We start from the raw sequence: 23,572 nt of genomic DNA, 5'->3' as shown, positions 1-23,572 counted from the left end.
TCCACACCAGGGCCAGCGGACGCTCGTATCTTCGAGCCCTCTTCAGCTCTTCATCCAATACCCGGGAACACTCCCGGCGGTTGAGCAATCCGGTTAATGGGTCGCGAGTCGCCATTTCTTCCAGCTCTGTCTCCAGCACCTTACGGTCTGTAATATCCAGTAGCACTCCTTCCAGCAACGAAGTGCCGTCGTCTTGTTCGACGCCACAGCCCCGCTCCCATACCCAGACCTTCCGGCCATCCTTGCGGGTCAGAGCGTATTCCACCGAAAAAGGCTCACCTTTGCGGACAGCAATGTCGACCTCTTCCAGGATTTGCTCCGATTTTTCGGTGTCCATGAGCGCCACAAAACTGACGAGTTTGTTATTTATCAGCTCATCGGGTGTATAACCGGTCAGGCGTTCACAACCGCCCGACACAAACACCAAGGTCCACTGATCATCGTGCAGGCAACGGTAGGCCATGCCAGGCAGGTTATCCATCAACACCGTCAGCTGTTTTTCCCGCTGACGTAACGCCCGGCGCTGATTCACCTGCAACGACAGTAGCAAGCGATCCTTGATGAGTAAGCGCAACATAACCATAAACAGCACCAGGGCTGTCAACGCCACAAACAGAAAGCCTTTCCAGGTTTGCACGGTAGACAGGGTACGGGGATCGGGAAACCAGACTTCGACCAGCCGATCGGAAAAGATAATCCAGATCAAACCTACCACCAGATACACCAAGGTGGCTGATATCGCCCTTCGCAAAGGGCTCTGGTTCCCATTTGATCCGTTTGAACCGTCGTCCTCCGGACGCTCAGATTGCATAATCTTCCCTTCTAATCTGGCACTTTCCTATACAGAAAGTAGACAGTATCACTGTTTCAGTCGAGGATTCATTCCTTTTTAGATACGCTCAACAGGGTTGGTCTGACCATCGGCAGGGATGACGTTGTGCCGGTGCCGTGCTTTAATCCCGCCAACTCGCGCTACTAACAGGAGTGTGTATGACACCCGGAATACTGGCCGCCCGAAGAGCCCAGGTGAGCTACACCGTTCACGAATACCAGCACGATCCCGCAGCGGAAAGCTACGGTACCGAAGCAGCCGAGAAAACAGGGGTGGAGCCGAGCCGGGTTTTTAAAACTCTGGTGGTCAGTGTAGACGGCAAAACACTGGCGGTGGCGGTGCTGCCGGTGACTCATTTGCTCAGCCTGAAACTCATTGCCAGGGCAGCAAGCGGCAAGAAGGCGGCTATGGCCGATAAACTGGATGTACAGCGCAGCACCGGTTATGTCCTGGGCGGGGTCAGCCCTCTGGGCCAGAAAAAACGACTGCCCACCTACATTGATGCTTCTGCCGAACAATTTGATACGGTTTTTGTCAGTGCCGGCAAAAGGGGTCTTGAGATAGAACTGGCACCCGCTGATTTGGCCAGGCTAACCAGCGCTCAGTTTGTACCCCTGCAACAGGACTGACAAACCCATCGGGCACAAAAAACCCGGAGGGCCTGCATGGCCGCCCGGGCTTCTCAACCAGCACCGGGGAGCCCGGTGCGGATTTGCGGGTGTTAGCTCACAGATGCCTGCGCGTCGGTCAGGATCTTGTTAAGCGTTGCACTCGGCTGCATCACCTCACACACTCTTTCCATGGGCGCGTGGTAGTAACCACCGATGTCGGCCGGTTGGCCCTGTACCACGGTCATTTCTTCCAGGATCTTGTCCTTGTTCTCTTCCAGCTGCTTAGACAGCTTGGTGAAGAACTCTTTGAGTTCCTTGTCTTCATCCTGGTTTGCCAGCGCTTCTGCCCAGTAACGGGCCAGATGGAAATGGGAACCGCGGTTGTCCAGTTCGCCGGTCACCCGTGACGGTGACTGATTGTTCTCCAGCAGTCGTTCGGTCGCCTTGTCCAGAGTCTGGCCGAGCAAGCGAGCACTATTGTTGCTCTGCTTTTCACCCAGCTCATCCAGAGACACCGCCGTGGCCAGGAACTCACCCAGAGAATCCCAACGCAGGTGGTTTTCCTGAACCAGCTGCTGCACGTGCTTGGGCGCGGAGCCGCCAGCACCGGTCTCATACAGACCACCGCCGTTCAGCAACGGCACAATCGACAGCATCTTGGCGCTGGTGCCCAGCTCCAGAATCGGGAACAGGTCGGTCAGGTAGTCACGCAGCACGTTGCCAGTCACCGAAATGGTGTCCAGGCCACGAATCAAGCGCTCCATGGTCCAGCGGATCGCGCGGACCGGCGACTTGATGTAAATCTCCAGACCTTCGGTGTCGTGCTCTTTCAGATAGGTCTCGACTTTTTTGATCAGCTCCGCGTCGTGCGCGCGCTCGTCGTCCAGCCAGAACACTGCAGGGGTATTGCTGGAGCGGGCACGGTTGACCGCCAGCTTGACCCAGTCGCGAATGGGCAAGTCTTTGGTCTGGCAGGCACGCCAGATATCACCCGACTCAACAGTGTGCTCGGTCAGCACGGTGCCGTCTTCAGTAACCACACGCACAATACCGTCTTCCTTGATTTCAAACGTCTTGTCGTGAGAACCGTACTCTTCGGCTTTCTGGGCCATCAGGCCAACGTTGGGTACAGTACCCATGGTGGTCGGATCGAAGGCGCCGTGGGTCTTACAGAAGTTGATAACTTCCTGATAGATGGTGGCGTAGGTGGACTCCGGCATCACTGCCTTGGTGTCTTTGAGCTTGTTATCCCGGGCCCACATCTTGCCGGAATTACGAATCATCGCCGGCATGGAGGCGTCGACGATCACGTCGCTGGGAACGTGCAGGTTGGTGATCCCTTTGACGGAATCCACCATGGCGATCTCCGGACGGTGCTCGTAGCAGGCGTGCAGGTCTTCCTGGATCTGCTCTTGCTTGGACTCCGGCAATTCTTTGATTTTTTCCAGCACGCTGGAGAGGCCATTGTTCGGGTTAACGCCGATTTCATCAAAGAGGTCGCCGTACTTGTCGAACAAATCCTTGTAGAACACCTTCACCGCGTGACCGAACACGATCGGGTGAGAGATCTTCATCATGGTAGCTTTCACGTGCAGCGAGAACATGACACCGGTTTTTTCGCAGTCTGCGATAGCGTCTTCGAAGAACTTCACCAGTGCTTTCTTGCTCATGAACATGCCGTCGAGCACTTCACCATCGAGCAGTGCCAGATCGGACTTCAGGACGGTCTGCTGGCCCTGCTTGTTCTCGAACACGATGTTGACATTGGTGGCCTTGTCCAGAGTGACGGACTGCTCACTGGAGTAGAAGTCACCGCCGCGCATGTGAGCCACGTGGGTGCGGGAGGCCGGGCTCCACTCGCCCATGCTGTGGGGGAATTTGCGGGCGAAGGCTTTGACCGCGGCCGGAGCTCGGCGATCAGAGTTGCCTTCACGCAGAACCGGGTTGACGGCGCTGCCCAGGACTTTGGAGTAGCGGTTGTGGATTTCCCTCTCTTCCTCGGTTTCCGGATTTTCTTTGTATTCCGGCAGGTTGTAACCCTGATCGTTCAGCTCCTTGATGGCGGCACGGAGCTGCGGAATGGAGGCAGAGATGTTCGGAAGCTTGATGATGTTGGCATCCGGGTCTTTGGTGTACTCGCCCAGTTCAGCGAGGGCATCCGGAACGCGCTGGTCTTCTTCAAGGTAGTCGGGGAACCCGGCCAGAATACGCGCCGCAAGGGAGATGTCGCTGGTTTCAAAGTCGATGCCAGCCGGCTTGGCGAAGGTTTCCAGGATGGGAAGCAGTGACCGGGTGGCGAGGGCAGGTGCCTCGTCGGTCAGAGTGTAGACAATCTTGGATTTGGAGTTGCTCATTTTCGTCCTCAGGCAAATGGGTGGGTTCGGGACGGTCACGGCACGATCAGGCGTCTTGTGAACGGCTGGTTATGCCGGTGACTGATTCGGAACTTTTGATAGGCCTAATAAGATAGCATTTTTTACCAGACTTTGGTTAATATCTTAGTATAAGAACGGACTAAAAATGCCTTATCTTCGGTTACAGGACGATGAAATGGCTGGAATTTACGAAACTTTCTAACATTCGTCGGATTTTAAGGCTTTGGAGTTATCGCGGTAGGGGAAAGCCCTCCCAAAACACGCTCCTTCGGCCCATCCATGGGGCGCTTGGGCTCCGCACAGTTTTGGGAGGGCTTTCCCCCACCGCTTATCCGACTGCCGAGTTGTATTCCGCACGCCTTTAGTAAAGCGGAAACATACTCATTTTGTCGACAAAATGACCGTAATCACGCCGGTAACAACCCCATTTCCACCAACCGCTCACGAATCCGATCCAAAGCTTCCGGATTGCCCAAAGCATCCCGGTTGTCCGCCTTGCTTGAGCCATTGACCAGCCGGGCCACCGCGAGTTCCACTTTTTTTCCGCTACGAGTGTAGGGAATGTCGGGCACTTCGACGATATGTCTGGGCACGTGCCGGGGGCTCGCGCCTTCGCGGATTCGGGTTTTCAGGGTTTTGATCAGGTCGTTAGTGACGGCTTGGCCGTTGGCGGGGACGACGAACAGGACGACTTCGACGTCGCCGTCAATCTGGCGGCCCACCACCAGGCTGTCTTTGACCTCGCTGATGGTTTCTACCTGGCGGTAGATTTCCGCGGTGCCGATGCGGACGCCGCCGGGGTTGAGGGTGGCGTCGGAGCGGCCGTAGATGATGGCGCCGCCGTGTTCGGTGAATTCGATGAAGTCGCCGTGTGCCCAGACTCCGGGGAAGGTGTTGAAGTAGGCGTCTTTGTAGCGTTCGTTGTCCGGGTCCTGCCAGAAGCTGACAGGCATGGAGGGCAGCGGCTGACGGCAGACCAGTTCGCCCCGGCCTTCGCGGACCGGTTGGCCGTCGTCGCCGTAGGCGACAGCATCCACACCAAGTAAGCGGCACTGGATTTCGCCTCTTCGTACCGGCAAAAGTGGTGTCGATCCCACAAAGCAGCCACAGATATCGGTCCCGCCAGCGATCGAGCCCAGCAGCACGTTGGGGGCACCGTCGGTGTAGATCCAGTCGTAGTCTTCCGGCAATAGCGGGGAGCCGGTGGAGAAGACGACGCGCAGGTGGCTCTGGTCCAGGGTTTTCGCCGGTTGCAGTTCGGCTTTTCGGCAGCCTGCAATAAAGCGGGCGCTGGTGCCGTAGTGGGTCACCCGTTCTTTGGCCACGGTTTCCCACAGGAAGTTGAGGTTCGGGTAACCCGGGGAGCCATCCACGGTGATCACGGCGGCGCCGGTCATCAGGGCAGAGGCTTGCCAGTTCCACATCATCCAGCCGCAGGTGGTGAAGTACAGGAAGCGGTCGTCCGGGCCCACGTCGCCGTGCAGCATAAGCTCTTTGGCGTGGTTGACCAGCAAGCCGGCGGTGCCGTGCACGATGCACTTGGGTTTGCCGGTGGTGCCGGAGGAATAGAGGATGTAAACCGGGTGGTCCGGGTCCACTGGGGTGAACGAGGGAGCCTGGCCTTCACCGGCTTTCAGCGCGTCGTCCCAGGGGGTGACCATCTCGCCGGGAATCGGGGCTTCGTCTGGCAGTTGCGCAATGCTGACCACCACTTTCAGGGACGGCAGCCCAGCAATCAGTTCGGCAAAGTCGTGCTGGCGGGCGAACACCTTGCCACCATAGCCGTAGCCGTTCACCACAATCAACGCAGCCGGTTCGATCTGACCGAAACGGTCCTTGATGGCGCCGATGCCGAAGTCCGGGGAGGCGGAGCTCCAGATGGCACCGAGGCTGGTGGCCGCCAGCATGCCCACCAAGGCTTCGTAGCCGTTGGTGACCACGCCCGCTACACGGTCACCCTGCTGAATGCCGTTGCGGCGCAGGAAGGCTTCCAGGGCGCCCGCATCGGCTTTCAGTTCCGCGTAGGTTTTGCGCAGCACTGGACGGGTTTCACAGTAGGCCACCACCGCTTCTTTGTTCGCGTGCGCTCCGTCGGCCAGCCGCAACAGGTTAGCGGCGAAGTTCAGCTTCATGCCCGGAAACCATTCGGCACCGGGCATCTCTCGGTGGCCCAGCACGCGCTTGGCTGGGGTGTCGAAGACCAGGCCGCAGTAATCCCATATTTTCTGCCAGAAGGTATCGAGTTCAGTGATCGACCACTGGTGCAGCGCGTGATAGTCAGCAAACGGCCCAAAGCCCTGCTGCTCCAGCCAGGCCTTGAACAGGCCCATGCGGGAGCCGGTGAGGGTATCCTGGTCCGGGGCCCAGACCACAGGTGATTGTTCTGTGTTGCTCATCCGTTTCTCCAGAAAATGACTGCATATGCCAGCCCTGGCAGGTAATGTTACTGCGCACACCGTATTCCGCGGCCACACAGGGCGCTTTAGGGGGCGAGGCTTGCACCGAGTGTACCGAACCCATGTAGAGCATAGTCCCTGCGCGTTGTTCATACATCATCAGGCTCAGCACTTACGAGGCAACGAACGACAAAACGCCCGGGTAGATGTCACGGGTGATGATACCCGGCAAACACACTCTCACCAGATGGACATCCATCCTCAGCTGCGGCTCGTATCGTCTGGTTGTTCGTCAATTTTTGAGGAGGCGGGTGTGATCGTTCAAAACGCCAGGGATATCAACATCATTATGGCCTTGGCGGTGCTGATGTTAACCGGTTGCGCCAGCCACCAGCCGACACCATCAAACTCGTTCACCCTGCCGACAACCGAGTTTACCGTTCATTCCTCTATCCCCTATTCCCCGGATTCCTGGCCGGCATCTCTCTTTGCCGATCTCTATGTGCCCGCCGTGGCAGGCAATGCTCCGGTCGTATTGATGGCTCACGGGGGCGGCTGGGAGCGACGTTCGCGAGCTGATATGACCTGGATAGCTGAGGCTTTGGCAAGCCAGGGTTTTGCGGTATTGAACGTGGATTACCGGTTTGCGCCGGAATACACATTCCCGGCGCAACTGCACGATCTGCAGGTCGCCCGACGGTGGATTACGCAAAATGCGGCAGACTTTGGACTGGATGCCGACAGGGTTAGTGGTTTCGGGTTTTCCTCGGGCGCTCATCTAATGGCGCTACTGGCAACCGTTGCCAGTACTGACAGCGATCTGAACACACCTCATGGTGGTCCGGATACCAGGCTTCAGGCCGTGGTGGCGGGCGGCTTGCCGTCAGACCTTTCGGCGTTCGGTTCCGGCAGGCTGCTTCGGCAATTCCTGGGGAGTGATCCCAAGGCAGACCCGGAGCGCTATCAACAGGCGTCTCCGATCAGCCACGTCAGTGCGTCAACACCGCCATTTTTCCTGTTTCATGGTGCCATGGATATGATGGTGCCCTTTACTCAGACCGAGGGGTTCTCGCAATCCCTGGCAGACAATAAGGTGTATCACGAGGTCTACAAAATGCACCTGCGCGGACACATCACGAGCTTTCTCACTGCCGGCAAAGCCGTCGACAGCGCGGCACAGTTTCTGGCCCGGCATCAAGACCCTTGATCAACCAAGCCGGATAAACGGCAACAGACTGAAGCCTGCGATCACCAGGATCGCCAAGCAAGCCGCGAGGGTTCTCACTGGTTTTCGCCGGATCATCGACCAGACACCACCAATCTCGCCTCGGGCCAGCTTGTCTTCATAGGCACGGCGCTGGCTCTCGAAGCGTTGCTGTTGGTAGGCCTTCAATAATACTTTAGCCCGGGCCGCCTCATCGTTGTCGTGCACCCAAAAGCCACCCATACTGATGCCCCAGCGGCTTGGCGGAGTCTCGTAGTAGCGCACCTCATGCTCTTCGAACAGGGCTCGGATGTCGTCTGCCTCATCATCGGGCACATTGCGCAGATTCATCAGGTGGTGGGGCATAGGGCTTCCCGGCTGGCTTCATGAAGGTTAATGGCTATATCCTAGCAGGAAAGCCAATCCGACCGAATTCATCAGGACACTGCATGAGCCATAACCCCCTCCGTCTGCTGCTGGATTTTGATGACCGCATCCAGCGCGACAGGGATCAAGATCCGGGTTTTCTGCACCGCCGTGACCGGCGTTTTGCCCTGGACTGCCAACAACAGGGAATCCGCCCGGATGCCTCCGCCTGGCTGGAACAGATGGCGCGGCTCAGCGGTCCCGGCAATGGCCAGCAGGCCGGTAAGAACATCGAGCAACGGTGGCGACGAATCCAGGGCGGTTTCGTCGCTGTCGGAGCAGTGTTCGGCATTCTCACCATGGCCGGACTGTTGTTCTATGACGGCGGCCAGCGCATCAACATCACCGCGCTACTGGCGTTTGTGTTGCTGCAACTGCTGCTGGCTGCGGCCACCACGGTGCAGGCGCTGGTAGGCTGGCAACCCTGGGGCTGGCTGCAACGGCGCCTGCAGAAGCAGCGGCCAGGGTCAACTCTGATTCAACTACAACCTCTCCTGATGGCCAGGGCGGCTCACACCGGCGGCACTGCCTTCGCCAGCACCGGACTACTCACCTTACTGGCATTGCTGGTTATTCAAGACCTGGCCTTTGGCTGGAGCACCACACTGGACACAGCGGCACAGGGCTATCACGCCCTGGTTCAGGCCATAGCCACCCCCTGGGGGTGGCTATGGCCGGCTGCGGTGCCGTCGCAAGATCTGGTCGAGGCCACACGATTTTTCCGTGCCGCGCCGGCCAGCGTAGTCACCCCGGCTGCTCAGTGGGGGCAATGGTGGCCTTTCGCGGTGATGTTGTGGCTGACTTGGGTGTTGTTTCCCCGTCTGCTTCTGTTGTGTATCAGTCACTGGCTAATCCGGCGTAAAAGCAACAATCTGCTGCGGCGCCATCCCGGCATGCAGGCACTGGCCTACCGTATGGAAACCCCAACCCTGGAGACCGGCAATCAGCACAACGACGCCGATGATCTACCAGACACCAGCACTCGCGCCCGACCGGTCGAGCTCTCCGATGTTCATCATATTATCTGTTGGGCAGGTGCCGGCGAACCGGAGCTGCCCCAACAACTGCTGGGTGCCAGAACCACCGTACTCAGGGCTGGCGGTCGGGCATCCCTGGCCGAGGATGACCACGTCATCGTTACCCTGGCAGGTGCTCTGGCCCACAAACCGGCACCAACGATTGTCTTGGTTACCCGCAGCTGGGAACCCCCAACCGGTGAGCTTCACGATTTCCTCGACCATGCCCGGGGCCAGTGGCCCGCGAACACCCGAGTGCAAATTCTGCCGCTGGCCCCCAATGCCAACCAGGCCCCGGCCAACCACCTTATCCAGCCATGGTTGCGCTTTACCGAGCGCCTGCCTGCAGGCTTTGCCGACGTCGCGTTACTACCATCCATACCGGACAACCCTTATCAGACCGGGACCGGACAACCATGACCCAACAACCGCTATTCGCGGTGGTCGGCCACCCGAACAAAGGCAAATCCAGTGTGGTCGCCACCTTGTCCCAGAACGATGCCATTGCCATTGCACTGGAACCTGGTACCACCCGGGCCCGGCAGGCCTATCCTCTGACGGTCGACGGCGAAGAGCTTTATACTCTGGTCGACACGCCGGGCTTCCAGCGCCCAAGGCGCGTGCTGCAGTGGCTGGAAGCCCACAGTCTGTCTGCCTCTGACCATCCGGAAACGGTACGAGCCTTTGTACTCCAACACAGGGGTGATGACCGCTATGTCGATGAATGTGAGCTGCTCACCCCGATCATCGACGGCGCTGGCATCATTTACGTGGTGGACGGATCCGTGCCTTACAGTGCGGAACACGAGGCAGAAATGACGATTCTGCGCTGGACCGGCCGGCCTAGCCTGGCCCTGATCAACAGCATCGGTGATGGCGATTACAGCGACACCTGGCAATCGGCACTTGGCCAGTTTTTCCAGGTTGTTCGCAAATTCGATGCGGTTCGCGCCCCGTTCGAGCAGCACCTCAGCTTGCTCAGAGCCTTTGGCCAGCTGGAACCCAACTGGGAGCAAACCCTGGCCCAAGCCACCAACTTGTTGGCCCAGCAACGCCATCAACGCCGGTACCAGGCCGCCAGCCTGATCGCTCGGGCTCTGGAAGATCTGATGAGCTATCAGGAAAAGCGTACACTGACCCTTGACCAGGTGGCCAGCACCAGTGATGCCTCTCTGGCGGACACCCTGCGGGATCGCTGGTATCGCCACCAACGCCAACGAGAACAGACTCTGCGCGTGAACATTGAGCTGCTTTACCAGCACCAGCACATCCAGCGTCAGGAAGCGGAACTGGAATGGGCCAACCAGCACGACCTGTTCTCCGAAAACACCCGCAAACATTGGGCCGTCAGTAAAAAATACCTCGCCACCGCTGGCTTTGGCGCAGGTGCCGTCGGCGGCGCGGGTATCGACGCGGTCACCTTTGGCGCATCCCTCGGCACCGGGGCGCTGGTGGGTGGCCTGGTCGGCGCCGCCGGTAGTTACTTTTATGGCGACCGCCTGATCTTGCCGGCACTCAGCATCGGCCCCTTGAAAGACGGTTTGAAAACCGCCACGTTCGGACCTGTACAGGACAGTCAGTTTGGTTATGTTGTCGCCGGCCGGGCGGTCGATCACTGGTGGCACATCAGCCATCGAAACCACGCAGGCCGTGGTTTACTGGAGCTGGAACCCGCCGATCACCACTGGCTGGAAAGACTTGAAAAAGCAAGCCGCAGAGAGATTCAGAAAGCCTTCGATCGGTGTCGAAAACAGAAGCCGCTCAACCCTCAGCAACGACAGAACTTTACCGCTGCAATCGAGCGGGCCATGGCAGTTTACGACGATTGGCGGTTGAATCGGCCGTAACGGGCATGTTTATACTGTATGGCTATTCCATCACATAATGAGGAATGCGAATGAAAATCGTACGAGTGCAAGACATCATCGGTACCGAGCGCGAAGTTACCGGCCCGGGTTGGACCAGCCGCCGCATGCTGCTGAAAAAAGACGGCATGGGTTTCTCGTTCCATGAAACCATTATTCCCGCCGGTGCCGAGCTCAACCTCTGGTACAAGCACCATCTGGAAGCGGTTTACTGCGTCGCCGGTAACGGCAAAATTCTGGATAAGGCCACAGGTGAAACCCACGAGATCACCGATGGCACCCTGTATGCGCTCGACAAGCACGACCAGCATACGCTGTACGGTGGTACCGAAGATATGCGTTTGATCTGCGCCTTCAACCCACCGGTCACTGGCCGCGAAGTTCACGACGAAGACGGCGCCTATTTGCCAGACACCAGCGAAGACTGAAACCGCTGAACGTGGCAGATTATTCAGCCGCCACCACACCGCCATCGCCAGCCAAGCTGCTGCCGGTGGCGGTGTTGCTTTGGCTGGCCGGCGTTTATCTGAGAATACCGGTGCTGGTGGCACCGCCCCTGGCGCCCTTCATCAGCGATGAGCTCGGTCTGACCCAGGCCCTGACCGGTGCCCTGACCACCCTTCCGATTCTGATGCTGGCGATTGGAGCCATGCCCGGCTCGCTGGCCATTTCTCGCATCGGCCCCAGAAACACACTGGCCTTGGCCATGGTGATCATGGTGATTGGATCCGCCGGCCGAGGGCTGGTACCAGATACCATCACCCTCATGGTGGCCAGCGCCATCATGGGGTTTGGGGTGGCCATGATGCAGCCGGCCTTTCCGGCGCTGTTACCACGATGGCTCGAACCACACCATCTGGCGTTGGGCTCGGCCATCTATATGAACGGTATGCTGATGGGCGAATTCATCGGTGCCGGGATTACGCTGCCCGTGCTCATGCCACTGCTGGACAACAGCTGGCGTGCCACCCTGCTGGTTTGGTCACTGCCGGCACTGCTGGTCGCGGCCGCACTGTTTCTCCCAAAAAGAGATCTGGCCCGGCCCGTGCGCCGATCGGCCTGGCTCCCCGACTGGAAAAATCCGTTAACGCTGCGCATCGGCTTGCTGCTGGGCATGTCTGGCTCCATGTTTTTTGGTCTGAATGCCTATATGGGCAACCTTCTGGAGCAGCAAGGGCATTTTGAAAAGCTGGCCGATGCGCTTTTCTGGTATAACTTTGCTCAGGTCGGCGCCTCTTTGGTGATGCTGAAAATGGCACGGGTATGGGTAGGTCGGCGCGGCATTATCGTAATGGTAGCCATACTGAGCATTCTCGGTACCGCCGGCACTCTGGTGCTGGAAGGCTGGCCGGCCATTATCAGTGCCACCTTGATGAGTTTTGTTGCCGGCATCCTGCTGATTTTATTGGTTGCCTTACCACCGCTACTGGTTCGCTCGGAAGAAACCGGCCGGCTATCCGCTGGCACCTTTCTGGTCGGCTATACTCTGGCGTTTTCTGTGCCCATGCTAGGCGGCCTGATTGCAGACTGGACCGGAGACATCCGCCATGCGGTGATGGTGATGGTTGGTTACAGTCTGCTGGTTTTGCCAGTGGCGCTGACACTGGACTTACGCCGCCGTCCAGATTAGGCGCTCATCTGGCGACGTTGAGCCATCGTATTGACATTCCTGGCACTCATTCACAAGCAAGGACCCCTCGTTGAAACTGGCCACTCTGATAAACCAGCTTGCTGACGAAGATACCAGCGCGCTAAAAACCCTTAGCCTGGTGGTCGACTGGATTCGGCCACAGCGAGGCGAGACCGTGCATAACGCCACCGACCGCATGAAGCAGCTTGAGGGCGCCCTGACCGAAAACCTGGATGTACATCTGGCGGTATCTGGCCGCCTTCAGGACTGGCTCGATCAGGCCCAGTTGTTTCAGCTATTGTCAGGGCTGGGCCTGTACTCACGTCGGGGCTTTCTGAAAGAAATTGGCGAGCGTCTTTACGAACGCGTTAACCCGGCACCAAAAGACCGAAACAACGTTAAAAGTGTGCTGTTTGTGGTGTTCCATCGCAAAGACGACGCTGAGTGGATACACCAGATCCCGGATGAAGCCTTGTTGCGGCTACTCACCACGCTATGGCACTTTTCTCCACCTGCACTTGAGCGTACCCGCCACCGAATCTACAACCAGATGCTGAATGCTCTGGAAATGCTGTCGATCTGGGTAGCGGCAGAAGAGTTGGAGCCCAACATACTGAGGCTTAACCCGAAAATCATTGATCGGGAATCTGCCTTTGTCGCACTGCAGCGGGAGATCGCGGCTCTGGTTCAATCCTGGAACCATGCCCTACAGCACCAACAGAACGTTGAACAGGATGATGCCCACGCCCGGGTCCTGATTGAACAATGCCGCGAAGAGATCGATCGCCTGCAACGTAAATCGGTCACTGCCGGCTCGACTATGGCCCTGACCCATTTGCTCGAACGCCTGCACCAGACCCTGGGCCGCATCGAACACCTGCTCGACATCATGAACCCGGAAGACCCGGCCAAAGGCCTGGAACGCTCGGTAGAGCTGTTCAAAAACCTGGTGCAGGCCAGCGCTGAACGCCATGGCGTCAGAGCATTGTGGCGCGCCAATCTCCGGCTGATGTCGCGCAGTGTCACCGAAAACGCCAGCGGTCACGGCGAGCATTACATTACCAGCAGCCGCAACGAATACCTGACCATGCTGGCCTCTGGTGCCGGCGGCGGCTTTATCATTGCCTTCATGGCCCTGATCAAAATCCAGATTCTGCAGCTGGACCTGACCCGAGGCTGGGAAACCCTCTGGGTCAGTCTCAACTATGGCATCGGCTTTATGGTTATCCACATGCTGCATTGCACCGTAGCCACCAAACAGCCGGCGATGACCGCCGCCAGCATTGCGGAAAAAGTGGAGCAGGGCGAGCAGGGCCGGGCTAACGCCCGCAAACTGGCGGAACTGCTGGTGAGAGTGGGTCGTACCCAGCTGGTTGCCATCATCGGCAACGTCGCCGTCGCCCTGTCGGTGGCTTTTGCCATTGGCTGGCTCTACACCAGCGCTCAGGGCGCGCCTCTGGTGAGCACGGAACGCTACGATTACATGCTCGCCGGTATTCATCCCTGGCAGAGCCTGGCCCTGATGTACGCCGCCATCGCCGGGGTTTGGCTGTTCTTCTCCGGACTGGTCGCCGGTTACTTCGACAATCGCGCCGCCTACCTGAACCTGGCCGAGCGGCTGGAACAGCACCCGCTGCTGCGACCCCTGATGCCACCAGAAACCCGTGCCCGCTTCGGCGCTTATGTGGCTGAGCACTACGGCGCCCTGGCCAGCAATTTCGTCTTCGGCGTGCTGCTGGGTGTTACCGGGTACGTCGGCTACCTGCTCAACCTGCCTATCGACATTCGCCACGTCGCCTTCTCATCCGCCGACGTCGGCTTCGCCATGTCTGTGTTCATCCCCGGCGCTCGCGAATTTGCCCTGTTTACCCTGTTTGCCCTTATGATCGGCGGCGTCAACCTGGTAGTCAGTTTCACCCTGGCCCTGAACGTCGCTCTGAGAGCCAGAAACACCCGGATCTCCAGCTTCTCGAAACTGATCAAAGCCTGGTTCATGGTGGTCAAAGAAAACCCCATGGCGCTGGTCTACCCGCCCAGAGATCCGGTACCCGTGCCGGACAAAACCACGGGCCCGCAACCTACAGCAGAACAAAGGCAACAAGCCAAAGCAGACGACAAGGCAAGAAGACACAAAGCCCTGGAGAAATAAAAAGGGCCGCCGAAGCGACCCAGATATTCATCAGATTCCATCAAGACCCACTCAAAGGCCAATCAACCATGGAGTGGGGAGCTAGATGTAGTAATCCTTCAGCGGCGGAAAGCCGTTAAACTCAACCGCACTGTAGGTGGTGGTGTAAGCCCCGGTCGACAACCAATACATCCGATCGCCAATGGCCAGATTCAATGGCAGTGGATACTTGTGATGCTCGTACATGATGTCGGCGCTGTCACAGGTCGGCCCGGCAATCACGCAATCCTCACCTTCGCCGACTTTTTCAGTCCAGATCGGAAACTTGATCGCTTCATCCAGCGTCTCGATCAATCCGGAGAATTTACCAACATCAGTGAACACCCAACGATGCAGTGCCGTGCGTGACTTGCGGGAGATCAACACCACCTCACTCACCAGCACACCGGCGTTGGAAATCAATGACCGACCCGGCTCAATAATAATCTCCGGCAGATCGTCGCCAAAATCCTCGCGCAGGAACCGGGCAATCTCTTCCGCATACACCGAAAGTTCGTTGGTACGGGTGATGTAGTTAGCCGGAAAACCACCGCCCATATTGATCATCTTCAGCTCGATGCCGTCTTCTTCCTTAAGGCGCTCAAAAATCACCTTCACCTTACCCAGAGCTGCATCCCAGGCACCGATTTCACGCTGCTGGGAGCCCACGTGGAACGACACACCATAAGGCACCAGGCCCAGGTCCCGCGCCAGAATCAGCAGATCCATGGCCATATCCGTCTGACAACCAAACTTGCGGGACAACGGCCAGTCCGCGGTCAGAGTGCCTTCGGTCAGAATCCGCACATAAATTTTTGAACCCGGCGCCGCCTTCGCGATGTTGCGCAAATCGGCCTCCGAATCGGTGGCGTACATACGCACACCTTTCTCGTAGAAGGTGCGAATGTCTTTCGCTTTCTTGATGGTGTTGCCGTAGCTGATCCGCTCACCAGTCACGCCTAACGCCATGACCTTGTCCAGCTCATACACCGAGGCAATATCAAAGCTCGCGCCTTTGTCCCGCAGCATGGTCAGAATCTCAGGTGCCGGATTCGCCTTCACCGCATAATAGACACTTGCATAGGGAAACACTTCCGCGAGCTCATCGTACTGGCGGTTGATGGTGGCGGTATCAATCACCACAAATGGCGTTTCCCTGGTTTGGGAAAATTCCTTGATACGCTTGAAGGTCTCGGCGTCGTAGTAATCGGCGATGTTGGCGTTAGCGATTTCGGTCATGGGTGGGTATGTCCCTCCACAGGGCAAACAAGCATAAAAAAAGGCCCCACAGCGCGGCTGCGGAACCCATAGGTTGTCGCGATCATCGGGCTTTTTTCTGATCGCAGCAAATGCGCATATGTACCCATGAGACGGGCGACCTGAAATACGACAAAGCCCCTGATCACCCAGCCTGCAATAACATCAACCCGGTCAATTCTGGATGGAGACGATACCAGGATAAGGACGGCTATATGCTGTTTGATCACAATCAATTCAAGCAAGTACCCGAGCGGGCACTCGATGCTGGTGCCGCCAGAGCAGGATTACACGGCCACCGGCCACAGTGGCGTGGGCTCGGTGGGGCCATCAGGATCCTTCGGGCAGCTCTGCTGGTTCAAATAATCCAGAATCGCGTCTTTCAGGTCATCACCCTTGGCCAACCCCTGATTTCCGAACAGCCGGTTGAATTCCAGTACGTATGGGTAACCATCCACCAGCGCAATATCAAAGCCAGCGTGGTCTACACCCAGCTCCTGGGCTAGCCTCAACGCCAGATCCGTGACCACGCCTGGCACCGGGCTGGTGTCGATCTGACCACCACGGGCAACGTTATTGTAAAAGCCCTGTTCCGCCTGAGTCCGCCAGTAAGAGGTCAATACCCGGTCACCCACCACCACAACCCGGGCATCCCGATCAATCGGCAGGTACTCCTGAGCATAAAGCACGTTGCCGCGCTCGCAGTAACGACGCCAATCCTCCCGACTTTCGACCAGCCAGACACCTTCACCCATACTCGCTTTCGGCAGTTTTGCCACAAATGGCAAAGCCATGGCATCCCAGATCAGGTCACGTTCCTGCGGGCCATTGGCTTCTATCATCGTCCAGGGAGTGTGCTCCGGCGCTACGGTCTGAAAGGCACGGGTCATTTCTACCTTGTCATGGCCAATTCGGTAGCTGGCCTCGCTCGGAAACACCCGGCATTTGAGCCCGTGGACCAAAGCATTCAGCTGCCAGTACTCAGGGAACAAGACCCAGTCCGCCTCGCGCAGAAGATCTTTATGACGCAAAAACTGCTCCGGCTTGAGAACACTGGTGTCGGGAAATCCAAGGGTACGGAAGATATCAAAAGAAACCAGATGCATTGTGCAGCGGTACTCGAGGGGAATTGAACGCATTTTATACAGAACTGGATTTCAGGCAAGCATTCTTGTTATCTGATTTAGTACAAAGATTGCGCAATCTGCAGGCAGCACAAGGCCGGCAGGTAACCTCGCGCACTATCTATTTTGAATTGGTACCCGACGCTCCGGTCAGCGAACAGGGCGTTTTTTTGTGCCTTGCTGAGCCTGAGCAGTAAACGGATTCTCCGGCCAGGGGTGTTTTGGATAGCGGCCGCGTGTGTCTTTACGCACCTCCGGGTAGACATTCTTCCAGAAGCTGGCGAGATCTGCCGTCACCGCCAGTGGCCGCTGAGCCGGAGACAACAGATGGATCACCACCGGCACCCGGCCATCGGCCACCCTGGGGGTTTCTGTCCAACCGAACAGCGCCTGCAGTTTGGCGGCCAGCACCGGGCCATTGTCGGCAGTGTAGTCCAGAATGACGTTCTGACCGGTTGGGATAGTGAGCGCGCGGGGCGCCAGTTGTTCCAGCTGCTGCTGTTGCGAGTAGTCCAGTAACGAATTCAGAGCCTGCAGCAGGTTGATACCGGCCAGATCGGACCAGCGCTTTTTGTTGGCGAGAAACGGTGCCAGCCAGATTTCAAGCGTGTCCTGCAAAGCACCGTCGCCGACGTCTGGCCAGTCCGCGGGTGCCTGCCTGCCCAGCAATTGTACCCGCGCACACCACTGGCGAGCCTCCTGATTCCAGGGCAGGCTGTCCAGTCCTTTTCGGCGCACCGCGTCCAGCAAGCCTTGCTGCAACAGCTCCGGGCTCACCTGGGCCAGAGCTTTCTCCGCCAGCAACAGAGCACCCAGTTTTCGAACGTGACGGGCCACCACTGTGCCGCGCTTCTCATCCCAAAGAGCTTCGTCGCGCTCTTGGATGTGGGTGGCCATATCCCGCTCCAGATCGATCAGATCAACCGGGGCCGCCAGATAGATGGTTGCTTCCCGGGCCTTGCCGTCCAAATCGGCCGCCACCAGCCAGTCCTGTCGAGCCAGCGTGTCTTGCTCCCGCAACACCGCGCCCTTACCGTTACTAAGCTGATAACGCGGCGTCGAGCCCGGGCGCCGGCGGGCGATCCGATCCGGATAGGCCTGAGCCAGCAACCGGCCAACGTCTGTTTCTGTCGGGAGGTGCTCCGGCGCCCCACCCCGGCAAAGACGCCTGGCCGCCTGCCTTATCGATTTCAATCGTGCAGGGTCCAGGCCCCGGTGACCAGATTCACCCCGCAGTACCCGAATCCGCTCATGAAGATCGGCCCCAGCGCCAGGCCCGAGTAGATCCCGCTCTTCCAGCAAAGCCGCCAGCTCCCCCGCCAGCTGACCGAATCCGAGTGTTCGACCACGGAGCACCATGTGCGCCAGGCGCGGGTGCAGGCCCAACGCACGGGCAGCCTTACCGTGATCGGTAATAGCCCCATTAACGTCCAACAGATCCAACCATTGCAACAGAGCCACCGCCTGCTGCCAATGTGCTTTGGGCGGAGCATCTATCCACGAAACCTGATCCAGCGACCGCGCGCCCCACTGAGCCAACTCCAGCACCAAAGGAGCCAGGTCGGCTTCCTGTATCTCGGGCGGCGTGAAGTCCGCCAGTGCAAACTGTTCAGATTCGCCCCATAACCGGTAACACACTCCCGATTCCATTCGGCCGGCACGACCTTTGCGCTGTTCAGCAGACGCCTTGGAAACCCGACCGGTGACCAATCGTGTCATGCCACTGTTGGGATCGAACACGGCCCGGCGCTGCTGACCCGCATCGATCACCACCCGCACGCCCTCAATGGTCAGGCTGGTCTCGGCAATCGCGGTGGCTAACACGATTTTGCGGGTGCCGTCGGAAGCCGGCGCAATCGCCCGATCCTGCTCGTCGGAGGTCAGGTTGCCGTAAAGCGGTGCCAGCAATACGTGATCTGGCACCTGGCTCTGCAGCTGCTGCGCCACGCGCCGAATTTCCCCGGCACCAGGCAGGAACACCAGCATAGAACCCGTTTCATTCCGCAATGCTTCCTGCACAACCGCAACCACCTGGTCCACCACCCGGACATTGCGAGTGACTGGCCGGTAGTTCACCTGCACCGGAAAAGCGCGGCCTTTACTGCAAAGCACAGGGACATCGCCAAGAATACGGGCAATGGGCGCGGTATCCAGCGTGGCTGACATTACCAATACCCGAAGATCTTCCCGCAGTGCCTGCTGGGTTTCACGCACCAACGCCAGGCCAAGATCGGCCTGCAAGGAGCGCTCATGGAATTCATCAAACAGAACCGCAGCGTAATCGCCCAGCATCGGGTCGCTCTGAATCAGACGGGTGAGAATGCCTTCGGTGACCACTTCGATGATCGTGCTTGCCGACACCTGCGTATCGAGCCGGGTACGATAACCGATCGTTTGCCCCGGTTTCTCCCCCAGCTGTTTCGCCATAAACCTCGCCGCCGACCGAGCCGCCAACCGCCTGGGTTCCAACATCAGGATCTTACGGTCATGCCGCCAAGGGGTATCCAGCAACGCCAACGGCACCCGAGTGGTTTTGCCGGCGCCCGGCGGCGCCTGGAGCAGGGCGGTGGTGGTTTGCTCCAGGGTGTTTTTGAGCTCTGGCAGAATGGTATCAATCGGGAGCATGCCACACGTCCGGCCGAGGCACGAAAAACGCAAACACCAGTCCAAAGACCAGAGCCGCCACACCAATCCCGAACGCCGATACGAGGGTGCCGCCAGCGTCCAGCCACTGTTTGGTCAACCAGGGGCCCACCATCTGAGTAAAGCCATACAACGCCACCATCGCCGCCGACAAACGCGGGCCCTGATGCGGATGCAGAGCCCGACCGATTCTCTGGGTTAATAACACCGTGCCTAAAAACGTACTGCCCACCAGAGCGGCACAAAGCGCCAGACCAACAGGCCCGGGCCAGATCACCGCCACCAGCACGCCCAGCAACTGAATGATAAAGTTCAAACGCAATGCCGGCAGGTCGCCCATTAACGCGCCCAGCTTGTTCCAAAGCCAGGGCGCGGGAATGGTGAATAAAGCGACGATCACCCAAGTTCCGTCAAGCAAGCTGTGGCCATCAGGCAGTTCCATTTTGGCCAACAGCGGCAGGAAGGTCATCGGCAGGATGTAACCCAGACCAGCACCCGCGTAGGCCAAAAACAAAGGGATACTGGCCCGGTCTATCAAGGGGGTATTAATGACGGCTCGACCCGAATCATCGTGCTGACGCACCGGCACCTCCAGTTTGCGCAGCTGCATCACGCCCCACCACGCCAGAGGTATGGATAGCAAAGCAGCTGGCCACCAACGCTCAGCACCCTCCAACAGCGTTGCCGAACCCGTCACCAGCCCACTGGAGACCAACAGGCCCACACCCACCCCGATATACACGAGACCGCTCAACGATGCCCGGTTACGCAGCACAAGCCATTCCAGAATCAGCGCGGGCGCTTGCACAAACACCACACCGTTGGCCACGCCATTCAGCAAACGGCTGGTCGAGATAACGGTCAGCTGGTCCGACTGAGTCAACACCAGAGTGGTCACCACATGAACAGCGAGGAACAGCGGCAACATCAAGCGGATCTGATCAATACGGTGCCAGCGAATCGCCAGCATCGCACCTATCAGGTAGCCCAGGTAATTCCAGGTAGCCACGGCGGCACCGTCGGATGCACTGAGCTGATCGTCTGCCACCAGATAAGGCAACAAGGGTGTATAGATAAACCGCCCCAGGCCATGAACAACCATAAGGACCAGTGCCCCGGCCGCTAACACGGTGATCAGCTGTCTTGGAGAGGTGGTCTGAGAAGAGGTCATAGACGGCCCGGCGCTCATTATCATCGGAGATTGACGCCGGGCAGTGTAAGTGACCACATGGGTTTTGTCAGTGTGACCTTGGCCTTAACACTTTGCCTGCAGCCAATTCAGCACACCGAACCGGGGTTATGCCCCGGGTTGTCTGGTGAGCGACCACTTGTAGATGCGCTGGAATGCCTGAGCCAATTCCTGAGGGTCGTGCGGGGGTTGGATCAGGGCCTGCAGTTGCCCGTCCGGATTCAGTAACGCGAAGTGACCACTGTGATCCACCAGTAACTCGCCATCCACCACCCGATGAACAAACACCGCGCTGAGGCTCTGGGCAAGCTGGCGAAGGATTTCAAGATCGCCGGTCAGGCCATGGAAATTCTCGCCAAAGAAACTGGTATAGGCCTTCAGCTGTTCCGGGGTGTCGTACTCGGGATCGGCCGTCACCAACAAGTAATCCGGTTGCGGCAATTCGGCAGACAGCAGCTGATCGGTCTGGCGCAGATTGGCCATGGCGACCGGGCAGATATCCGGGCAATTGGTGTAACCAACAAACACGAAAGTCCAACGGCCCTTCAAATCGTCACGGGTTACTGATTCACCTTGCTCGTTGGTCAAGGTGAATTCCGCCAATTGCCGGGGCTGATCATACACATAGGTATTGTATTGGCTCAGATTCGGCGCCGGTGCAGACGCGTCACTAACACCCCAAAACACCTGCCGGCCAACGGTTAATCCGATGACCAGCATCACGACCATCACCAATACCAGCAGCGTAATTCTTAACGACCGCCCCATAGGGCCTCCAATATGCGTTGCGCGCAAAAACCAGTGTTCAGAAGTAGACGAAATGATCCACCAGCAACACCACAAACAGCACCATCAGGTAAGTGATGGAGTACTTAAATGTATTCAGGGCAACACGCCGATCGTCGCCTATGAGCAGGCGAATGGCGTATTGCAGGAACCACAAGCCCAGTGCCAGAGCACCAATCAGGTAAATACCGCCAGACATCCCTGTGACAAAAGGCAGCAGGCTGACTGCGAGCAACATCAAGGTGTAGAGCAGGATATGCAGCTCCGTGTACTTGTTGCCATGGGTAACGGGCAGCATGGGAATGCCGGCTTTGGCATACTCTTCTTTGCGATGGATCGCCAGTGCCCAGAAATGTGGTGGCGTCCAGGCAAAGATGATCAATACCAGCAACAACGCGTGACCATCCACCTGGCCGGTTACTGCCGTCCAACCCAGCAGAGGTGGCATAGCACCGGCCAGACCACCGATCACAATGTTCTGTGGCGTGGCGCGTTTCAGAAACAGCGTGTACACACCCGCATAGCCCACCAACGAAGCCAGCGTCAGCCAGGCAGTCAGCTCATTAACCTGCCAGATCAGAACAAACATACCAACCCCGGCCAGCACCGTCGCAAACAGCATGGCATCCAGAGTTGTGATGCGACCTGTTGCGACCGGACGCTTTCGGGTGCGCGCCATCACCGTATCAATCTTCTGGTCCACCACATGATTGACCACAGCTGCAGCCCCCGCCAACAGCGCTATGCCAAGGTTACCATAAACAAGAACACTCCAGCCCGGTACGCCTGGCGCAGCCAGGAGCATGCCAATGACAGAGGTCAGGATCATCAATGCGACCACCCGGGGCTTGGTCAGCTCCAGGTAATCGCGCCATGAAATCGTTTTCGTGGAGCTCGCACGCTCCTCAGCCGGCAGCGCTTCAACTTGCTCGCTCATGCCGTTACCTCCCGGTTTATGGTTGTTGTATGTGTGGCGGGGGATGTTTCAGTCTGTGGCAACTGATGATGGCGCCAGATCAGATGCACCATGGACAACAGTAGTCCAGCACCCATGGCATTGTGCGCGACCGCCACCGACAGCGGAATATGCAGCCAGACGTTCGCCAGGCCTAACGCAATCTGCAGCGTCAGCGCTGCCGCTACCAGAGCAATGCTCCTGTCAAGGTTGCTGTTACCCCGGTAACGCCACAGTAACCCCAGCAAGATCAGAAAGTACCCAAGTACGATCATTGCGCCCAGGCGATGGGTCACGTGAATGGCCACGCGGCCATCGGCCGTCAACTGGCCGCCGAGATAGTTTGGACCCACCTGCTGGGTAACGTCAAAGCCGTGCCGAAAATCCATACCCTCAGGCCACCACTGGCCCTGACAAGTGGGTAAATCGGTGCAGGCGACGGCGGCATAGTTCGCCGCCGTCCAACCGCCCAACGCAATCTGCATAATAATCAGCATAAGGCCAGCGTACAGCCACGGGCGGAATCGACTCAGGCTGGCGGACCCCGCTGGGGCTCGATCCGGCCCCAATGCTGCTCGCTTGCGCAAGCGCAAAGTGAGCAATAACAGTAAGCTCAGTGTTGTAAAGCCGCCCAACAGATGCAGTGCCACCACTTGTGGCCACAATTTGAGCGTTACCGTCCAGGCACCAAAGCCGCCCTGCAGCAGAATAAACGCAGCGATAAACAATGGCAGTTTGACTGGCAGGCCAGAGCGTCGATGCCGCACCGCAGTCGCCGCCAGTCCGAACACGACCAAACCCAGAATACCGGCAGCGTATCGGTGGATCATTTCTGGCCAACCTTTGGCGACGTCTACCGGAGTTTCCGGAAACCGGGCATTGGCAATGGCAATGCTGTTTTCGCTCTGCGGCACGGTCAGAAAACCATAACACCCTGGCCAGTCCGGGCAGCCCAGGCCGGCGTCGACCAGTCGTGTCCAGGCACCCAGCATGATAACCACAACGGCTAACACGCAGGCGTAAGCTGACCAGCGGGCCATTCTTTTAGCGAGATCGGCAGGCTGTTGCGGGGTTAATCTCTCAGTCACGCGGTGTT

18 protein-coding genes are annotated in these 23,572 nt (G+C 58.2%); 7 read left to right on the top strand and 11 right to left on the bottom strand.

Annotated features, from left to right (window positions below; translation table 11 throughout):
* The coding region (locus IBX51_RS07485; RefSeq protein ID WP_291830321.1) for a sensor domain-containing diguanylate cyclase at window positions 1-715 on the bottom strand (715 nt) is incomplete at its 3' end.
* A gap of 275 nt (window positions 716-990) precedes the next feature.
* Between IBX51_RS07485 and ybaK the strand changes: the two genes are divergently transcribed.
* Window positions 991-1,461, top strand: coding sequence for a Cys-tRNA(Pro) deacylase (ybaK, locus tag IBX51_RS07480; RefSeq protein WP_291830319.1), 471 nt, complete (start codon window positions 991-993; stop codon window positions 1,459-1,461).
* A gap of 92 nt (window positions 1,462-1,553) precedes the next feature.
* On the opposite strand, the gene IBX51_RS07475 is transcribed toward ybaK, so the two are convergent.
* Window positions 1,554-3,797, bottom strand: coding sequence for an NADP-dependent isocitrate dehydrogenase (locus IBX51_RS07475; protein WP_291830317.1), 2,244 nt, complete (start codon window positions 3,795-3,797; stop codon window positions 1,554-1,556).
* A 428-nt stretch (window positions 3,798-4,225) separates the two neighbouring features.
* Window positions 4,226-6,214: an acetoacetate--CoA ligase gene (locus tag IBX51_RS07470; protein WP_291830315.1), complete on the bottom strand. Its 1,989-nt coding sequence runs from the start codon at window positions 6,212-6,214 to the stop codon at window positions 4,226-4,228.
* A 313-nt stretch (window positions 6,215-6,527) separates the two neighbouring features.
* On the opposite strand from IBX51_RS07470, the gene IBX51_RS07465 reads away from it, so the two are divergent.
* On the top strand, window positions 6,528-7,421 hold the full coding sequence (locus IBX51_RS07465; protein WP_291830312.1) for an alpha/beta hydrolase: 894 nt from the start codon (window positions 6,528-6,530) through the stop codon (window positions 7,419-7,421).
* Here IBX51_RS07465 and IBX51_RS07460 read toward each other — a convergent pair whose 3' ends face one another.
* A complete protein-coding gene (locus IBX51_RS07460) occupies window positions 7,422-7,784 on the bottom strand; it encodes a DUF6164 family protein (protein ID WP_291830308.1) in 363 nt (120 codons plus the stop codon).
* Between the two features lie 83 nt (window positions 7,785-7,867).
* Between IBX51_RS07460 and IBX51_RS07455 the strand changes: the two genes are divergently transcribed.
* From IBX51_RS07455 to IBX51_RS07435, 5 genes are all read left to right on the top strand, one after another.
* Complete coding sequence (locus IBX51_RS07455) at window positions 7,868-9,280, top strand: DUF2868 domain-containing protein (protein ID WP_291830306.1); 1,413 nt, start codon at window positions 7,868-7,870, stop codon at window positions 9,278-9,280.
* The gene (locus IBX51_RS07450) at window positions 9,277-10,707 is read left to right on the top strand and encodes a GTPase/DUF3482 domain-containing protein (protein WP_291830304.1); all 1,431 of its coding nucleotides are present in this window, start codon (window positions 9,277-9,279) and stop codon (window positions 10,705-10,707) included. Before IBX51_RS07455 ends, IBX51_RS07450 begins: the two co-directional genes overlap by 4 nt.
* A gap of 50 nt (window positions 10,708-10,757) precedes the next feature.
* Complete coding sequence (locus IBX51_RS07445) at window positions 10,758-11,153, top strand: ectoine synthase (protein ID WP_008176749.1); 396 nt, start codon at window positions 10,758-10,760, stop codon at window positions 11,151-11,153.
* An 11-nt stretch (window positions 11,154-11,164) separates the two neighbouring features.
* Window positions 11,165-12,355 carry a CynX/NimT family MFS transporter gene (locus IBX51_RS07440; RefSeq protein ID WP_291830297.1) on the top strand — a complete coding sequence of 397 codons (1,191 nt, stop codon included), beginning with the start codon at window positions 11,165-11,167 and terminating at the stop codon, window positions 12,353-12,355.
* Between the two features lie 70 nt (window positions 12,356-12,425).
* Window positions 12,426-14,504, top strand: a complete 2,079-nt coding sequence (locus tag IBX51_RS07435; RefSeq protein WP_291830295.1) for a site-specific recombinase — start codon at window positions 12,426-12,428, stop codon at window positions 14,502-14,504.
* Between the two features lie 81 nt (window positions 14,505-14,585).
* Here the strand turns inward: IBX51_RS07435 and IBX51_RS07430 are convergent, their stop codons facing one another.
* From IBX51_RS07430 to IBX51_RS07400, 7 genes are all read right to left on the bottom strand, one after another.
* Complete coding sequence (locus IBX51_RS07430; RefSeq protein WP_291830294.1) at window positions 14,586-15,761, bottom strand: type III PLP-dependent enzyme; 1,176 nt, start codon at window positions 15,759-15,761, stop codon at window positions 14,586-14,588.
* 305 nt (window positions 15,762-16,066) lie between these two features.
* Window positions 16,067-16,885 carry a hypothetical protein gene (locus tag IBX51_RS07425; RefSeq protein WP_291830292.1) on the bottom strand — a complete coding sequence of 273 codons (819 nt, stop codon included), beginning with the start codon at window positions 16,883-16,885 and terminating at the stop codon, window positions 16,067-16,069.
* A 168-nt stretch (window positions 16,886-17,053) separates the two neighbouring features.
* Window positions 17,054-19,528: an ATP-dependent helicase HrpB gene (hrpB, locus tag IBX51_RS07420; RefSeq protein WP_291830290.1), complete on the bottom strand. Its 2,475-nt coding sequence runs from the start codon at window positions 19,526-19,528 to the stop codon at window positions 17,054-17,056.
* Window positions 19,515-20,717 (bottom strand): YbfB/YjiJ family MFS transporter, encoded by a 1,203-nt coding sequence (locus IBX51_RS07415; RefSeq protein ID WP_291830288.1) that lies wholly within the window; start codon window positions 20,715-20,717, stop codon window positions 19,515-19,517. Before IBX51_RS07415 ends, hrpB begins: the two co-directional genes overlap by 14 nt.
* Before the next feature lie 126 nt (window positions 20,718-20,843).
* On the bottom strand, window positions 20,844-21,503 hold the full coding sequence (locus IBX51_RS07410) for an SCO family protein (RefSeq protein WP_291830287.1): 660 nt from the start codon (window positions 21,501-21,503) through the stop codon (window positions 20,844-20,846).
* Between the two features lie 37 nt (window positions 21,504-21,540).
* Complete coding sequence (gene cyoE / locus IBX51_RS07405) at window positions 21,541-22,458, bottom strand: heme o synthase (RefSeq protein WP_291830285.1); 918 nt, start codon at window positions 22,456-22,458, stop codon at window positions 21,541-21,543.
* Window positions 22,455-23,516, bottom strand: coding sequence for a heme A synthase (locus tag IBX51_RS07400; RefSeq protein ID WP_291830326.1), 1,062 nt, complete (start codon window positions 23,514-23,516; stop codon window positions 22,455-22,457). Before IBX51_RS07400 ends, cyoE begins: the two co-directional genes overlap by 4 nt.
* Window positions 23,517-23,572: the final 56 nt, after the last annotated feature.

It is taken from the genome of Marinobacter sp., from assembly GCF_014859525.1.
GTDB lineage: Bacteria > Pseudomonadota > Gammaproteobacteria > Pseudomonadales > Oleiphilaceae > Marinobacter.
Note: the sequence above shows the minus strand (reverse complement) of the source record. Positions and strands in the feature narration are given on the sequence as shown.

Bases quoted from the DNA above. Each gene is read 5' to 3' on its own strand.
- ybaK (WP_291830319.1), top strand. From the start codon at position 991: ATGACACCCGGAATACTGGCCGCCCGAAGAGCCCAGGTGAGCTACACC.
- IBX51_RS07475 (WP_291830317.1), bottom strand. From the start codon at position 3,797: ATGAGCAACTCCAAATCCAAGATTGTCTACACTCTGACCGACGAGGCA.
- IBX51_RS07470 (WP_291830315.1), bottom strand. From the start codon at position 6,214: ATGAGCAACACAGAACAATCACCTGTGGTCTGGGCCCCGGACCAGGAT.
- IBX51_RS07460 (WP_291830308.1), bottom strand. From the start codon at position 7,784: ATGCCCCACCACCTGATGAATCTGCGCAATGTGCCCGATGATGAGGCA.
- IBX51_RS07455 (WP_291830306.1), top strand. From the start codon at position 7,868: ATGAGCCATAACCCCCTCCGTCTGCTGCTGGATTTTGATGACCGCATC.
- IBX51_RS07450 (WP_291830304.1), top strand. From the start codon at position 9,277: ATGACCCAACAACCGCTATTCGCGGTGGTCGGCCACCCGAACAAAGGC.
- IBX51_RS07445 (WP_008176749.1), top strand. From the start codon at position 10,758: ATGAAAATCGTACGAGTGCAAGACATCATCGGTACCGAGCGCGAAGTT.
- IBX51_RS07430 (WP_291830294.1), bottom strand. From the start codon at position 15,761: ATGACCGAAATCGCTAACGCCAACATCGCCGATTACTACGACGCCGAG.
- IBX51_RS07425 (WP_291830292.1), bottom strand. From the start codon at position 16,885: ATGCATCTGGTTTCTTTTGATATCTTCCGTACCCTTGGATTTCCCGAC.
- hrpB (WP_291830290.1), bottom strand. From the start codon at position 19,528: ATGCTCCCGATTGATACCATTCTGCCAGAGCTCAAAAACACCCTGGAG.
- IBX51_RS07415 (WP_291830288.1), bottom strand. From the start codon at position 20,717: ATGACCTCTTCTCAGACCACCTCTCCAAGACAGCTGATCACCGTGTTA.
- IBX51_RS07410 (WP_291830287.1), bottom strand. From the start codon at position 21,503: ATGGGGCGGTCGTTAAGAATTACGCTGCTGGTATTGGTGATGGTCGTG.
- cyoE (WP_291830285.1), bottom strand. From the start codon at position 22,458: ATGAGCGAGCAAGTTGAAGCGCTGCCGGCTGAGGAGCGTGCGAGCTCC.
- IBX51_RS07400 (WP_291830326.1), bottom strand. From the start codon at position 23,516: ATGGCCCGCTGGTCAGCTTACGCCTGCGTGTTAGCCGTTGTGGTTATC.